This is a genomic window from Archangium primigenium (assembly GCF_016904885.1).
GTDB lineage: Bacteria > Myxococcota > Myxococcia > Myxococcales > Myxococcaceae > Cystobacter > Cystobacter primigenius.
Window position 1 is genome coordinate 8,003,069 of record NZ_JADWYI010000001.1, and the last position, 13,856, is coordinate 8,016,924.

Genomic DNA, 13,856 nt, shown 5'->3' on the forward strand with positions numbered 1-13,856 from the left:
CAAAGTAGCAAATTTTCTTAATAATGAAGAAGATCCCGTTTGAGGGGTCTGTCCCGAGAACCCATGTTTTCTCGCGATTTGAGTGGGGAAGCGCCCCACTGGAATCCCGAGGAAGCCTACCTCAGGGGAGGCGCGCCATGAATTCCCTTCCGCTCAGCAGTCCCAGCTCCCTGCAAATCTGGCTGATGGCCATCCGCCCGAAGACCCTGGTGGCGGGATTCGTCCCAGTGCTGCTGGGGCATGCCCTGGCCGCACGGGACGGCTACCACGCGCCCGGGGCGTTCCTGGTGGCGCTGGGCTGGACGCTGCTCATCCAGATCGCGTGCAACCTCAACAACGACTACTGCGACTTCAAGCGGGGCGCGGACACGGCCGAGCGGCTCGGGCCCGTTCGGGTGACGCAGAGCGGGCTGATGTCCCCGGAGATGGTGCTCGGCGCGACGCTGCTGTTCTTCACCCTGGCGGTCATCATGGGCCTGCAGCTGGTGAACATGCTGGGGCCGCCGGCGCTGGTGCTGGTGCTGGTCTCCGTGCTGGCCGCCTACGCGTACACCGGGGGCCCCTACCCGCTGGGCTACAACGGCCTGGGCGACGTGGCCGTCTTCATCTTCTTCGGGCTGGTGCCCGTGGCGCTCACCTACTACGTGGAGGCGGGACACTTCAGCCCGCTCGTGTGGCTGAGCGCCCTGGTCCCCGGCACGCTGGGCATCGCGATCCTCACGGTCAACAACCTGCGCGACGTGAAGACGGACCGGCTGGTGGGCAAGCGCACCCTGGTGGTGCTGCTGGGCGCGGGCTTCGGGCGCTTCCAGTACGCGGCCGTGCTGGGCATCACCGCGCTCACCCCCGTGCTCATGTGGGGCCTGGAGCTCACCGGCCCCACGGTGCTCCTGCCCCTGCTGTCGCTGCCGCTGGCCCTGCCCCCGCTGCGGCGGGTGTTCCGGGAGTCCGGCGCGGCCCTCAACCAGGCCCTCGGCGAGACGGCGCGCTTCGAGCTCGTCTTCGGGGTGATGCTCGGCGCGGGCCTGTGGATGAGCACCCAGGGGTGAGGCGGTCAAGGGGGGGAAATCTTTTCTGGAGTAAATATTTCGTCACAAACGTGTAAACAAAGGGTCACTGGCTTGTTTCAATGTGCCTGCTCGAAACCCTGCGCGAGTGCCCTCACCGCGCGCGCGGGGTCCCCTTTTCGAGAGGACACGCCATGTCACGACGCCCGCGCCTTGGAGCACTCGCCTCGATCGCCTTCGCCCTGAGCGCGGCGTGCGGGGTCGGCGTCGAGCGGCCCGAGGGTTGGTCCGAGGAGTCCCACGGCAAGAAGGCCGCTCCGGCCTATGACGTCGTGTTCCCCGCGAGCCGGGTGAACCGCTTCGACCTCGTCCTCACGCCGGAGGACTGGCGGGTGATGCAGGACGACATGACGGGCATGCTCGGCGCTTTCGGCGCGGGCGGCGGCGGCGCGCCAGGCGGTGGCGCGCCCGGGGGCGGCGGTGGCGCGCCCGCGGAGCTCACCCAGGCCTGCGAGGGCAAGGCCGCGGGCGACGCGTGCACCGCGACGTTCATGGGCAATACCTTCACCAGCACCTGTGCCCCGGGCCGCAATGGCGCTCCCCTGCTCTGCCAGCCGGCGCGCGGCGGCGGCGGCGGCCCCGGTGGACCCGGCGGCGGGGGTCCGGGCGGAGGCGGCGGAGGCGGCGGGGACATCGTGCCCAACACGCCCGTCTACGTCCCCGCGACGTTCAAGTTCGAAGGGAAGACCTGGCCCCAGGTCGGCGTGCGCATGAAGGGCAACTCGTCGCTCGGCGAGACCTGGCGCCGGGGCGTGGGCAAGCTGCCCCTGCGCCTGCACTTCGAGAAGTACAAGGAGGCGCACCCGGAGACGGACGGCCAGCGCTTCTACGGCTTCAAGAAGCTGTCGCTCGGCAACGGCGCGGCCGACACGTCGCTCATGCGCGACAAGGTCACCGCGGACGTGTACCGCGCGTTCGGCGTGCCCGCGCCGACCACCGGCTTCGTGGCCCTGTACGTGGACCATGGCGGGGGCCCCGAGTACTGGGGCCTGTACACACTGGACGAGGACGCGGACAACAACTCGCTGCTCGACCGGCACTTCGGCGACCATGACGGCCCGCTCTACGAGGCGGATGGCGTGGGCGCGCGCTGGCAGGCCTTCGACGAGGCCTCCTTCGCGCTCCAGAAGAACGAGGAGCAGGGCTGGGGCCCCGTGCAGGAGGCCATCGCCGCGCTCAACGCGGACCGCACCGATGCCGCCGCCTGGCGCGCGGGCCTCGAGGCCCGGCTGGACGTGCCGGGATTCCTGCGCTGGCTCGCCATCAACACCGTGATGCAGAACTGGGACGCGTACGGCGGCATGGCGCACAACTATTACCTCTACGCCCACCCCCAGGAGGGCCACCGCCTGCACTGGATCTCCTGGGACCATGACCGCTCCATGGGCGAGGGCATGGGCCGCTCGACGTCCATCACCCAGGAGACCACGGATGCCAGCTGGCCCCTCATCCGCTTGCTGATGGATGATCCCACCTACGCCGCGCTCTACCGGCAGTACCTGCTGGAGGCCGTGGACGGGCCGGCGAGCCCGGACGCGCTGCGCGCCCGCATCACCTCGGCGCGCGACACCATCGCCCCCTGGGCCGTGGGCGAGAACGCCGAGCGCACGGGCTTCACCTTCCTGAGCACGCCGGAGTCCTTCGAGACGGCGATCAGTGGAACCACTGGACTGTTGAACTTCGCGGCGAAGCGTCAGGCAGACGTCAAGACCGCGTTGGGAGTCACCCCATGAGTGCCGCGGCCCGCATGAATCCCCCCTCTCCCGCCCCCGTGTCGCAAGACCGCGAGCGGCGCTTCCTGCCCTCGCGCGAGGCCCTGGAGACCTTCCTGCGGGCCGCCGCCTCCTGGACCAAGCCCTGCGTGTACGACAGCGGGCTGCCCTTCGCCTTCACCCGGACGACCTACTTCGACACCGAGCGGCTCGACTTCCTCGACTCGTGCCGGCACGGACACACGCAGCGGCTGCGGCTGCGCGAGTACGCGGGCACGGCGGACCTGGCCCAGCCCGCGGTGCTCACCGGCACGCGCTACCTGGAGCTCAAGACGAACCGGGGCGAGCAGCGCACCAAGGTGCGCGTGCCCATCACCTCGGACGAGGCCTCGGCGCTGCTCGGTGGCGCGGAGCCGCCCGCGAGCGGCGCCGCGGCGCGGCTGCTGCGCGACAGTCCCCATGGCCCGGTGCGGCCGTGGGTGATGGCGTGGTACCGGCGGGGCACGCTCGCCAACGCCGACGCCAGCGTGCGCATCACCGTGGACGAGGACCTGGTCTTCGCCCTGCCCCCGCGCGACAGCCAGCTGGGCGTGCCCGCGGCGCCCACGCGGCTCATCCAGCAAGCCCCCGCCACGCTCGTGGAGGTCAAGGGGTGGGGCCCCCAGCCGTCCTGGCTGGAGGAGGCGTTGCGAACGTTGGAAGCCTTCGAGACCCATGACTCGAAGTTCGAACAAGGCATGCGCGCGCTGCTCGATGGCGTGCCCGCCGTGAAGTGAACCCCCAGGAGCCTCGCGCCGTGCATACCTCTTCCCGTTCCTCCACCCTCCGGCAGTGGGCCGCCGGAGGGATCGCCCTCGCCATGCTCTGGGTGTCGCCCGTCCGGGCGCAGGACTCCGACCAGACCCAGGGGCCCGCGGACCCCTCGCCCACGCCCAGCAGCCGGCCCGACGCGACGCTCCGCCAGGACACGCCCCTGGGCAACTGGTCCATCGGCGGCCGGGTGCGCACCCGGGAAACCATCAGCGCCAAGGAGGACAAGACGTTCAAGGGCAGCCTCACCGTGCCCGCCGCGCGCCTGGAGTTCACCTACCAGTGGAAGAAGCGGGTGAAGGCCGTGGTGGAGTTCGACGTCACCGACGGCCTGCCCAATGGCCTCAAGGACGCCTTCGTCTCCATGAAGCTCGTGGACGGCTTCTCCGTGCGCGTGGGCCGCTTCAAGACCCCGATGTCGCTCGTGGAGCTGGAGCCCGCCGCGCGGCTGCCCGTCATCCGCCGGGGCCTGGCGCGCGAGGTGCTCAACCCCGGCGTGCTCAACCTCACCAACCGGCAGGTGGGCGCGCAGCTCGAGTGGCAGTGCCTGACGTGCACCCGCGTGGTGCGCGTGCGCGCGGGGGTGTGGCAGCCCGAGGCGGGACGCTCGAGCCTGGAGGAAGGACTGGGGCTCGTGCCCATGGCGCGCGGCACCGTGCAGCTGCTCGACACCCTGGAGGTGGGCGCCTCGGCGCGGGGCGATGCGTTCTCCGCGGCCAACGGCGGCGTGAACGCCAACTGGACGCTGGGGGTGGACCTCAAGCACGCCCTGCCCCTGGGCTGGGGCGAGTGGCGCTCCTGGGTGGAGGCCCTGGTGGGCCGCTCGCCCGTGCTCACCAGCGTCCCGGGCCAGCACTTCACCGCGCGCGCCATCACCGCCCTGCGCGTGGGCGGCGTGAAGAAGAACCAATTCTACCTGGAGCCATTCGTCATGGCCTCGGCGTTCGATCCCGCCCTGGAGACGGTGAACGATATGCTCTGGGAAGGGGTGGGCGGACTGAACTTCGGCCAGTGGAAGCGCTGGCGGATCCAGGCGCAGTACGAGCACCGCGAGGCCGAGGCCCGGGTGCCCGCGATCCTCGCCTCCCTGGATGATGACCTGGTCAAGAGAAGGGCCCTGCTGGTGCAGCTCGAGGTGATTTTCTGATGCTGATCGTATTCGAGGGGATTGATGGTTCCGGCAAGACGACGCTGTCCAACCGCGTGGCGCGCGAGCTGCGCCAGGCGGGGCTGCGCGTGCGGCATGTCCGGGAGGACGGCAAGCTCGCCTCGCCGGTGTCCGAGGGGCTGAGGCTCTTCACCAAGAACCCGCTCCACCTCGCGCTCACGCCCATGGCGGAGCTGCTGCTGTACACCGCGCGCGAGACGCAGCTGCTCGAGGAGGTGACGCGTCCGGCGCTCGCCGAGTACGAGGTCGTCATCGCCGACCGCTTCCTCTACACGGCCGAGGTGCTCGCGCGCTGGGGCCGGGGCCTGCCCGAGGACGCGGTGCGCCCCATCATGGACGCGTGCGCCCGGGGCCTGCAGCCCGAGCGCGTCTTCCTCATCGACGTGGACCCCGCCATCGCGCGCGCCCGCCGCCGCCTGTCCAAGGTGCTCGTGTCGGACACGGGCGTCTCCTCGCGCAAGGGCCTGGCCGGCGCGGGCATGCAGACGCGGCTGCGCGCGGGCTACCGGGCGCTCGCCGCCGAGAATCCCGAGCGCTGGCGCCTCGTGGAGAACGCGGACGTGACGCTCGACACGCTCGTCACCCTGCTCACCCAGGAGGTGCTGGGCCTGGTGCGGGGCAGCGGAGACCGGCGTCCCCTGCCCACGCCGGGCGAGTCCGCCGCGCCCCGCTCCCCCGAGGAGGCCCGGGCGCGCTACCTGGCGCGGGTGGATCGCTGGACGGTGGAGGAGCCCGCGCTCGCGGCCTTCTTCCTCTCGGGCCTGGAGGGACCGGACATCGAGCGGCGCCGCGAGCTGCTCGCCTCGCGCTGTCCGGAGCTCATCGCCTACGGCCTGGGCAGCGTCACCACGCCCCACGCCTGGCGCCTGCGCGCCCAGGTGGAGGAGGCCGCGCCGGTGCACGTGCTCGGCTCGCTCAAGAACCTGGCCGCGGACCACCCCGAGGCGTGGGCCCTGCGCGAGCGCTGGGAGACGCGCCAGCCCGAGGCCGTGGCCCTGTCCCTGGATGGGCTCGACTCGGAGCGGGCGTGGGCCCTGCGCGAGCGCCTGGGCGTCGCGGTGCCCGAGGCGGTGCTCACCTCGCTCGGGTGGATCGACTCGGAGCGGGCGTGGGCCCTGCGCGAGCGCTGGTTGACGGCGCGCGGCGCAGAGGCGGCGCTCACCCAGGAGAAGGTGGCGCGGCTGGCGTGCAAGAGCCTCCGGGGGCTCAATGACGAGCGGGCGTGGGCCTGGCGTCAGAAGGCCTGGGAGACGGCGCCCGATGCCGTGCTGCGCACGCTGCAGGGGCTGGACGACGAGCGGGCGTGGACCCTGCGCGAGCAGCACGCGGTGCGCGCCACCAAGCTCGTCATCGAATCCCTGGAGGGGCTGGACCACCCCCGGGCCTGGGCGCTGCGCGAGTCCTTCGGGGCGCAGTGCGAGGAGACGCTGGAGTCCTTCGAGGGCATGGACGGCGCCACGGCGTGGCGGCTGCGCCAGGCGCTGGCGGACACCTGGCCGGCCGCCTCGGTGAAGAGCCTGGGGCCGCTGGCCGAGACGACTCGGGGGCGCGAGCTCATCACGCGCCTGCTCACGGCCCATCCCCGGGACTTCGCCCTGCTGCGGCAGGCGGCCCGGACCGCGCGGATGCTGGAGCGGGAGGTGCGTGATGCCTCCGCCTGAGCTGGTGGCCCAGGCCGCCGCCACGGTGAGCCCGCAGGCCCTGGACATCCAGGCGGCGCTCCTGCGCTTCAGCCTCGCGCTGGTGCTCGGCGCGGTGCTCGCCTACCGGCCCTGGCGCCGGTTCATGCCCTCCGCGCCGGCCATGCCGCAGGAGACCGCGCACACGCAGTTGCTCATCGCCGTGGCGGGCGCGGTGATGACCACGGTCATCGGCGACAGCATGTCGCGCGCCTTCGGCCTCGTGGGGCTCGGCGGCTTCATCCGCTTCCGCTCGGGCATCAAGGACACGCGTGACGCGGCCGTCATGTTCGTGCTCATCGGCGTGGGCATGTCCTGCGGGCTCGGCGCCTTCCAGGTGGCCGCGTGCGCCACGGGCTTCCTCGGCGCGGTGCTCATCGTCCTGGACCTCACGGCACAGCCCCGGCCCAACTGGATCAAGCTGTCCCTGGACGTGGAGAACCTGCGCGAGGCCCTGCCCCCGCTCCGGGCGCTCCACCCCGAGGCGCGCATGCTCACGCTCGAGCAGGAGGCGCCGACGACGCAGGCGGGCACCGCCGTCTTCGAGCTCGCCATGCCCCCGCGCATGGATGGACTGCAACTGCTGGAGGGGCTGCGCACCGCCCTGCCCGGCGTGCGCAGCGCCTCCATCGATCCGAGCTGACGTCCACGGGCTCCGGGACGGTGCTATGTCCCGGAGCACCATGACGCGCTCCCTGACCATCGTCCCCCGCTGGGCCGGCCATGCCGACTCGGACTTCTACCCGTGGCTGCTCCAGGAGAAGCCCGCCGGCTTCGACTCCCTGCGCGCCCTGGAGATGCCCGACCCGAAACAGCCGCGGCCGGAGACCTGGGTTCCCGCGCTCGCCCAGGCCCTGGGGAGCGCGCCCGCCCCCGGCTCCGTGGTGATGGGCCACAGCGTGGGGTGCCAGACCGTGCTGCGCTACCTGGAGACGCTCCCGCCGGGCAGCCAGGTGGAGGGCGTGCTGCTGGTGGCCGCCTGGTGGAGCGTGGACAACCCCTGGGACAGCCTGCGGCCCTGGACGGACCGGATGCTGGACCTGGAGCGGATCCGCGCAGCCGCGGGCCGGGTCGTCGTGCTGCTCTCCGACAACGATCCCTTCACCTCGGACTTCCGCGAGAACGCCCGACTCTGGGAGGAACGGCTGGGCGCCCAGGTGCAGCTCGTCCCCGGGGCAAAGCATTTCAACGGCACGCACGAGCCCGCGGTCCTGGACGCCCTGCGGCGGCACTTCGGAGACGCCCGCTGAGCAGGCGGGCCAGCGAGCCCCGAGGGGTGGGGAAGGTTGACCTCCAGACCCTCGGGGCGAAGGTTTGAAGCACCATGAGCACGCCCGAGCCGAGAATCGTGGTCACGACGACGGACATGGAGCGGCTGCGCACCCTGGTCGACACCACCTCCGGGGACGTCGCCGAGGCCCTCGACGCGGAGCTGCTGCGCGCCGAGGTGGTGGAGGCCCGGGAGCTGCCCCCCGACGTCGTCACCATGAACAGCCGGGTCGTGTATCGGGACGAGGAGACGCGGGAGTCGCGTGAGGTGACGCTCTCCTACCCCCAGGATGCCTCGCTGGAGCAGGGACGCATCTCCGTCCTGGCGCCCGTGGGCGCGGCACTGCTGGGCCTGTCCGTGGGGCAGGAGATCGAGTGGCAGCAGCCTGGAGGAAAGTCCAAGCGTCTGCGCATCCTCTCGGTCACCTACCAACCCCAGGCGGCGGGCGAGACCCATTGATTGATACGGTCGCGGTGAATGGCGAGGTGCGGCGGATGCAGGAGCTGCGCCTCGGCGACTTCCTCCAGTCCTTCTTCTTCGGCGCGGGCTTCTTCGAGACCTTCCTCATCGAGGAAGGCACGCCCTGGTTCCTCGCACGGCACCTCGCCCGGCTGCGGACGAGCCTCGCCGCCTACGCGGACACCGTGCGCGCGCCCCCCGCCCCCCTGCTCGAACCCGAGGCCGTGCTCGACGCCCTGCGCCGCTGCCTCGCGGTGGAGGACATGGGCCCGCGCTTCACCGGCGTGGGCAAGCTCGTCGCCGGGGATGGCCAGCTCCTGCTGACCTTCCGGCACCGGCCCGCTCCCGTCCCGGAGGGGCTCGTCCTCGACCAGCTCGAATCGCGCGGCTACCGGCGGGGCGATCCCCTGGCGACCCATAAGAGCGTGTCGTACCTGCGCCAGTACAGCCACCTGGGCCGGGGAACGGTCTTCGCCAACGAGCACGGCGAGTGGTGCGAGGCGCCCAACGGCAACCTCTTCTTCCTCCTGGAGGACGCCGTGGTGACGCCTCCGGTGGAGGCGCCCTGTCTGCCGGGCATCATCCGCGCGGTGGTGGTGGAGGCGGGTCCCTGGGAGGGGCTTCCCCTCGAGGAGCGCGCGCTTCCCGTGGAGCAGCGGGCGCGGCTCCAGGGCTGCGTCCTCACCAACTCCGTGGGCCTCGCCCAGCCCGTGTCCCGGTTGCTCGGCCAGACCCTGCCCCACAGCACCCGACTGGCCCAGGGGCTTCGCGCCCGCGTGGAAGCCCGGGCCCGCCAGGAGACCTGAGCCCCCCTCAGCGAAAGCCGAGCCCCGTCTCCACCTCGGCGTCCGTGAGCCGCCGCCACCCGCCCTCGGGTACGTCCAGGGACACCGTGCCCACGGCCTCCCGGTGCAGCGCGAGCACGGGATGCCCCACCGCCGCCAGCATCCGCTTCACCTGGTGGTGGCGGCCCTCGGTGAGCACCAATTCCACGCGCTGGGGTCCGCGCGCGCGCGCCTCGGCGGGCCGGGTCGGTCCGTCCTCCAGCACCACGCCCTCGCGCAGTCGCTGGAGGGCCGCCTCCGTGGGCAGGCCCTCCACGTCCGCCACGTAGCGCTTGGCCAGGTGCGTGACGGGCGAGGTCGCGTGCGCCACCAGCCGCTCCTCGTTGGTGAAGAGCAGCAGGCCCGTGGTGTCGCGATCCAGGCGGCCCACGGCGTACCACTCGTAGCCGCGCAGCGCCTCGGGCAGCACGGCGCGCAGCCGCTCGAAGACGGTGCCGAGGCCCTCGGGATCGTGCCCGTGCACCACGAGGCCGGCGGGCTTGTGGAACATGACGGTCAGCACCTCGGACGTCAGCGAGAGCGGTTGCCCCTCCAGCCGCACCCCGCTCGCCGCGCGCACCGGCGCGAAGGGATCGCGCTCCACGCGCCCGTCCACCTCCACCCGCCCCTCCTGGATGGCCCGCTCGGCGTCGAGGCGCGGCAGCACCCCCGCCCGGCCCAGGGCCCGCGCCAACCACTCCGCGCGCTCGCCCTCCGGCACCGGCGCCTGACGTCGGCGCGCGGCCTCCAACCACCTCGGTGTCTTCGGCGTCCTCCCCATGCCTGGAGGCTACCCGCGCCCGCGTCCGCGCGCCCGCCACTCGTGCTCGAGCTGCGCGTAGATGTACGAGTCACACCACTCGCCCCGGATGAGCGCGTTCTCGCGGAAGTGCGCCTCGCGCCGCATGCCCAGCTTCTCCATCACCCGGTAGGAGCCCGGGTTGCGCGGGTCGCAGTCCGCGTACATGCGATGCAACCCGAGCGTGCCGAAGCTGAAGTCCATGACGGCCTGGGCCGCCTCGGAGGCGTAGCCCTGGCCCCAGGAGGGACGCTCGAGGATGTACCAGAGCGTCCCCTCGCGTGACGGCACGTCCGTGACGCGCATGCCACAGCGGCCGATGAGCCGCCCGTCCTCGCGCCGCACCATGGCCAGGTCATAGACGCGCCGAGGCAGTGGCCGCGACAGCTCCGCGACCCGGAGGATGTACTCCCGGCTCTCCTCGGGCGTGCGCACGCCGTGGCTGCCGTAGCGCACCACCTCGGGGTCCGACTCGTAGCGCGTGGTGGCGCGCCAGTCCTCCTCCACGAAGTCGCGCAGCTGCAGCCGGGGCGTGAGTAACGGCGGGGCGGATGACATCACGGACCGGACCTCCCCCCTCCCCGACGCGCGGGGACAGGCGCCCACAGGCTGACAGATGGCCCCCCGCGAGAGAAGCCGACCGCACATTCCGCGCGCCGTCCCATTGACTCACCCCGCCCGGTGGTGCATCTTGATTTTGAAATTAATAATCAAAATCACCAAGCCGTCGCGACGAGGAGAACCCCATGTCCCTGCCCACCTGCCACCGAACCATCCTGGCCCGGGGTCCCAGCGCGGAAGTGGCGCGCTGCTCGTGCGGCCACATCCACTTGAGCATGGGACCCGTGACGATCCGCCTGGACGAGGACTCGCTGCACGCGGCCTGGCACACGGTGGGCGACGCGCTGCGGGCGCTGTCCGAGGGCAGGCCCCAGCCACTCGCGCGGGAGGACCAGGGCGGGGAGTGGAAGCAATGAGCCCGCTGACGGAGCAATTGCGCCAGGCCACCACCGAGGAGGCCCGCGCCGTGAGGGGCACCGCCCTGGCGCGCCGGCTCGCGCGGGGAGCGCTGGACCGGGGCGGCTACGCGCGCCTGTTGTCGAGCCTGCAGGCGCTCTACGCCGAGCTGGAGTGGGCGCTCTTGTGGAACCGGCGGCACCCGGGGGTGGGCCCGCTGTGCCTGCCCGAGCTGTGGTGCAACGAGCTGCTCCAGGACGACCTGCGGAGCCTGCTGGGCCCCGGCTGGCACGCGAGCGCGCGGCGGCAGGACGTGGCCGCGTATGTCGAGCGGCTGGGCCTCTTGTGTGACACCACGCCCGCGCTGCTCGCCGCGCACGCGTGGGTGCTCTACGCGACGGAGCTGCCGGGCGCGGGCCAGTCGGGCGCGGGGATGAGCCGGACGCTCGGGTTGCGAGGGGCGTCGGGCACGTCGTACCTGCGCCACGCCACGCACCTGGATGGCACCGCCTACCGCGCGCACCTGCTGGACACCCTGGATCAGATGGTCCTGGGTGAGCGGGAACGGGACGCGCTGGTGCACGAGGCACGGCACGCGGTGAAGGGCCTGTTCGGCCTCTACGAGCTGCTGGGCCGGGGCCTGCCCTCCACCCGCGAGGAGCGCGCGTTGGCCGCGAGCGTGTGGGGGCGGCTGATGCCCCTGCGCGGGGCGTTCGGCGCCTGACTAACGGCCCGTCCGCGCCGTCTCCACCGCGCGCAGCAGGGCCTCGGGCGTGGCGGGCGAGGCGAGCGTCACCGGCGCGCCCGGCGTGCCAAAGGCGGAGACGGCATGCCGCAGCGCCGTCACCGCGCCAATGGCGAGCATGAAGGGAGGCTCGCCCACCGCCTTGCTGCCGTGGATGGCGTTGTCCTGGGGCGCGCGCTCCAGCAGGGCCACGCGGAAGTCCTCGGGGACGTCACCCACCGAGGGAATCTTGTACGTGTCCGGCGAGTGGGTGATGAGCCGGCCCTGGCCGTCGAACAGCACCTCCTCGCAGGTGAGCCAGCCCAGGCCCTGCACGAAGCCGCCCTCCACCTGTCCCACGTCGATGCTGGGCACCAGCGAGGTGCCCACGTCGTGGAGCACGTCCACGCGGCGCACGCGGTGCTCGCCGGTGAGGCCGCTGAGCTCCACCTCCACCACCGCGGCCCCGAAGGCGTAGTAGTGGAAGGGCTTGCCGCGTCCCGTGTCCCGGTCGTACGTGATGTCGGGCGTGCGGTAGTAGCCGGTGGCGGACAGGGACAGCTGCGCGAGGTAGGCGGCGTGCACCACCTCGGCGAAGCGCAGCGTGCGCTCGGGCCGCGCGGGGTGGGAGATCTCCCCCGCGGCGAAGACGACGCCCCGGGCCAGCGCCTCGTCGCGGCCATTGAGCTCCAACAGGCCCAGGGCCACGGGCGCCAGGCGCTCGCGCAGCACCTCACACGCCTGCTTCACCGCCTGGCCGTTGAGGTCCGAGCCGCTGGAGGCCGCCGTCGCCGAGGTGTTGGGCACCTTGTCCGTGGCGGTGTGCATGACGCGCACGCGCTCGACGGGCACGCCCAGCTCGTGCGCGCACACGGCCCGCATCTTCGTGTGCAGGCCCTGGCCCATCTCCGTGCCACCGTGGTTGAGCTGCACGCTGCCGTCCGTGTACAGCATCACCAGCGCGCCGGCCTGGTTGAGGAAGCTCGTGGTGAAGGAGATGCCGAACTTCACTGGCTGCAGGCCGATGCCGCGCTTGGTCCACCGGGACGCGGCGTTGAAGGCCTCGATCTCCGCGCGGCGGCGCACGTAGTCGCTGGAGGCCAGGAGCTCCGCGTGGATGCGCGGCAGGCGGTTGCCCACCACGGGCTGGCCATAGGGCGTCGTGTGGCGCGGCGCCTCGCCGTAGTAGTTGCGCTCGCGCAGCACGGCCGGATCCAACCCGAGCCGCTCGGCCGCGTGGTTGAGCATCTCCTCCATCACGAACATGCCCTGCGGGCCACCGAAGCCCCGGAAGGCCGTGTTGGAGGGCAGGTTCGTGCGCGCCACCCGGCCGGTGAAGTGCAGGGCCGGGATGAAGTACGCGTTGTCCAGGTGGAAGAGCGCCCGGTCGAGAATCGCGCGGGACAGGTCCGTGCTCCAGCCGCCGTCGGACACCAGCTCCACCTTGAGCGCGAGCAGCCGTCCCTCGGCGTCCAGGCCCGCGTCGTAGCGGCCCCAGAAGGGGTGGCGCTTGCCGGTGCTCGCCATGTCCTGATCGCGGTTGAGCCACACCTTCACGGGCCGCCCGGTGGCGCGCGCGCCCAGGGCCGCGAGGCACGCGAAGGGCGCGGCCTGCGTCTCCTTGCCGCCGAAGCCACCGCCCATGCGCGGCACCTCCACCACCACGCCGTTGCGCCCGAGGCCCAGCACCTCGGCCACCAGCGTCTGCACCTCGGTGGGGTGCTGGGTGGAGCACCACACGTGCACCGTGCCGTCCTCGCCCGGCGCCGCGAGCGACACCTGCGTCTCCAGGTAGAAGTGGTCCTGGGCGCCCGTCGCGCACTCGCCGGACACGCGCACCGGGGCCGCCGCGAGCGCCGCCTCCGCGTCCCCCTGACGGATGACGTGGGGATCGGACAGGAAGGCCCCGGCCGCCACCGCCGCCGGAATGGTCAGCAGCGCGGGCAGGGGCGTGTACTCCACGTCCACCAGGGCCGCGGCGCGGCGGGCCACGTCCGCGGACTCGGCGAGCACCAGCGCCACCGCCTGTCCGACGAAGTGCACCTCGCCCTCGGCCAGCAGGGGCTCGTCATGGATGACCGGGCCCACCTGGTTGTGGCCAGGGATGTCCTGGGCGCTCAACACCGCGAGCACGCCGGGCAGCGCACGGGCCCGCGTGACATCCACCCGCCCCAGGCGCGCATGGGCGTGCGGCGAGGTGACGATGTGGCCCGTCACCAGGTCGCGGGGCGCGGGCAGGTCGTCCACGTAGAGGGCCTCGCCACTGGTGTGCTTGAGGCCACTCTCGTGCGGCGACGAGACGTGCAGGGGCGAGCGGACGGGCACGGCGCCGGGCGCGGGCGGAGCCTCGGACAGCGAAGCGGAGGAAGGCAGCGGGCTCATGTCGA

The 13,856-nt window shown here is 72.3% G+C and carries 14 protein-coding genes; 11 read left to right on the top strand and 3 right to left on the bottom strand.

Features of this window, described 5'->3' with window-relative positions; genetic code table 11:
- The first annotated feature begins 137 nt into the window (after window positions 1-137).
- The 9 genes from I3V78_RS32910 (at window position 138) to I3V78_RS32950 (ending at window position 8,971) form a co-directional block, all read left to right on the top strand.
- Complete coding sequence (locus tag I3V78_RS32910; RefSeq protein WP_204493878.1) at window positions 138-1,049, top strand: 1,4-dihydroxy-2-naphthoate polyprenyltransferase; 912 nt, start codon at window positions 138-140, stop codon at window positions 1,047-1,049.
- Between the two features lie 152 nt (window positions 1,050-1,201).
- Window positions 1,202-2,800, top strand: a complete 1,599-nt coding sequence (locus I3V78_RS32915) for a CotH kinase family protein (protein ID WP_204493880.1) — start codon at window positions 1,202-1,204, stop codon at window positions 2,798-2,800.
- Window positions 2,801-2,814: 14 nt separating this feature from the next.
- Window positions 2,815-3,555, top strand: a complete 741-nt coding sequence (locus tag I3V78_RS32920) for a VTC domain-containing protein (protein WP_239576827.1) — start codon at window positions 2,815-2,817, stop codon at window positions 3,553-3,555.
- 20 nt (window positions 3,556-3,575) lie between these two features.
- Window positions 3,576-4,736: a porin gene (locus tag I3V78_RS32925; protein WP_204493884.1), complete on the top strand. Its 1,161-nt coding sequence runs from the start codon at window positions 3,576-3,578 to the stop codon at window positions 4,734-4,736.
- A complete protein-coding gene (tmk, locus tag I3V78_RS32930) occupies window positions 4,736-6,418 on the top strand; it encodes a dTMP kinase (RefSeq protein ID WP_204493887.1) in 1,683 nt (560 codons plus the stop codon). Before I3V78_RS32925 ends, tmk begins: the two co-directional genes overlap by 1 nt.
- Window positions 6,405-7,079, top strand: coding sequence for a DUF4956 domain-containing protein (locus tag I3V78_RS32935; protein WP_204493889.1), 675 nt, complete (start codon window positions 6,405-6,407; stop codon window positions 7,077-7,079). Before tmk ends, I3V78_RS32935 begins: the two co-directional genes overlap by 14 nt.
- A gap of 40 nt (window positions 7,080-7,119) precedes the next feature.
- Window positions 7,120-7,686 carry an RBBP9/YdeN family alpha/beta hydrolase gene (locus tag I3V78_RS32940; protein WP_204493891.1) on the top strand — a complete coding sequence of 189 codons (567 nt, stop codon included), beginning with the start codon at window positions 7,120-7,122 and terminating at the stop codon, window positions 7,684-7,686.
- A gap of 74 nt (window positions 7,687-7,760) precedes the next feature.
- Window positions 7,761-8,165, top strand: coding sequence for a nucleoside diphosphate kinase regulator (gene rnk, locus I3V78_RS32945; protein ID WP_204493893.1), 405 nt, complete (start codon window positions 7,761-7,763; stop codon window positions 8,163-8,165).
- A complete protein-coding gene (locus I3V78_RS32950) occupies window positions 8,162-8,971 on the top strand; it encodes an aminotransferase class IV (protein WP_204493895.1) in 810 nt (269 codons plus the stop codon). The genes rnk and I3V78_RS32950 overlap by 4 nt, the downstream gene beginning before the upstream one ends.
- A gap of 7 nt (window positions 8,972-8,978) precedes the next feature.
- On the opposite strand, the gene I3V78_RS32955 is transcribed toward I3V78_RS32950, so the two are convergent.
- Together I3V78_RS32955 and I3V78_RS32960 are read right to left on the bottom strand one after the other, a co-directional pair.
- A complete protein-coding gene (locus tag I3V78_RS32955; RefSeq protein WP_204493898.1) occupies window positions 8,979-9,770 on the bottom strand; it encodes a pseudouridine synthase in 792 nt (263 codons plus the stop codon).
- Window positions 9,771-9,779: 9 nt separating this feature from the next.
- Window positions 9,780-10,346 carry a GNAT family N-acetyltransferase gene (locus I3V78_RS32960; RefSeq protein ID WP_204496886.1) on the bottom strand — a complete coding sequence of 189 codons (567 nt, stop codon included), beginning with the start codon at window positions 10,344-10,346 and terminating at the stop codon, window positions 9,780-9,782.
- A 188-nt stretch (window positions 10,347-10,534) separates the two neighbouring features.
- Here I3V78_RS32960 and I3V78_RS32965 point away from each other — a divergent pair, with 188 nt between their 5' ends.
- On the top strand, window positions 10,535-10,765 hold the full coding sequence (locus I3V78_RS32965) for a hypothetical protein (RefSeq protein WP_204493900.1): 231 nt from the start codon (window positions 10,535-10,537) through the stop codon (window positions 10,763-10,765).
- Window positions 10,762-11,469, top strand: a complete 708-nt coding sequence (locus I3V78_RS32970; protein WP_204493902.1) for a biliverdin-producing heme oxygenase — start codon at window positions 10,762-10,764, stop codon at window positions 11,467-11,469. The genes I3V78_RS32965 and I3V78_RS32970 overlap by 4 nt, the downstream gene beginning before the upstream one ends.
- On the opposite strand, the gene xdhB is transcribed toward I3V78_RS32970, so the two are convergent.
- Window positions 11,470-13,851: a xanthine dehydrogenase molybdopterin binding subunit gene (xdhB, locus tag I3V78_RS32975; protein WP_204493905.1), complete on the bottom strand. Its 2,382-nt coding sequence runs from the start codon at window positions 13,849-13,851 to the stop codon at window positions 11,470-11,472.
- Window positions 13,852-13,856: the final 5 nt, after the last annotated feature.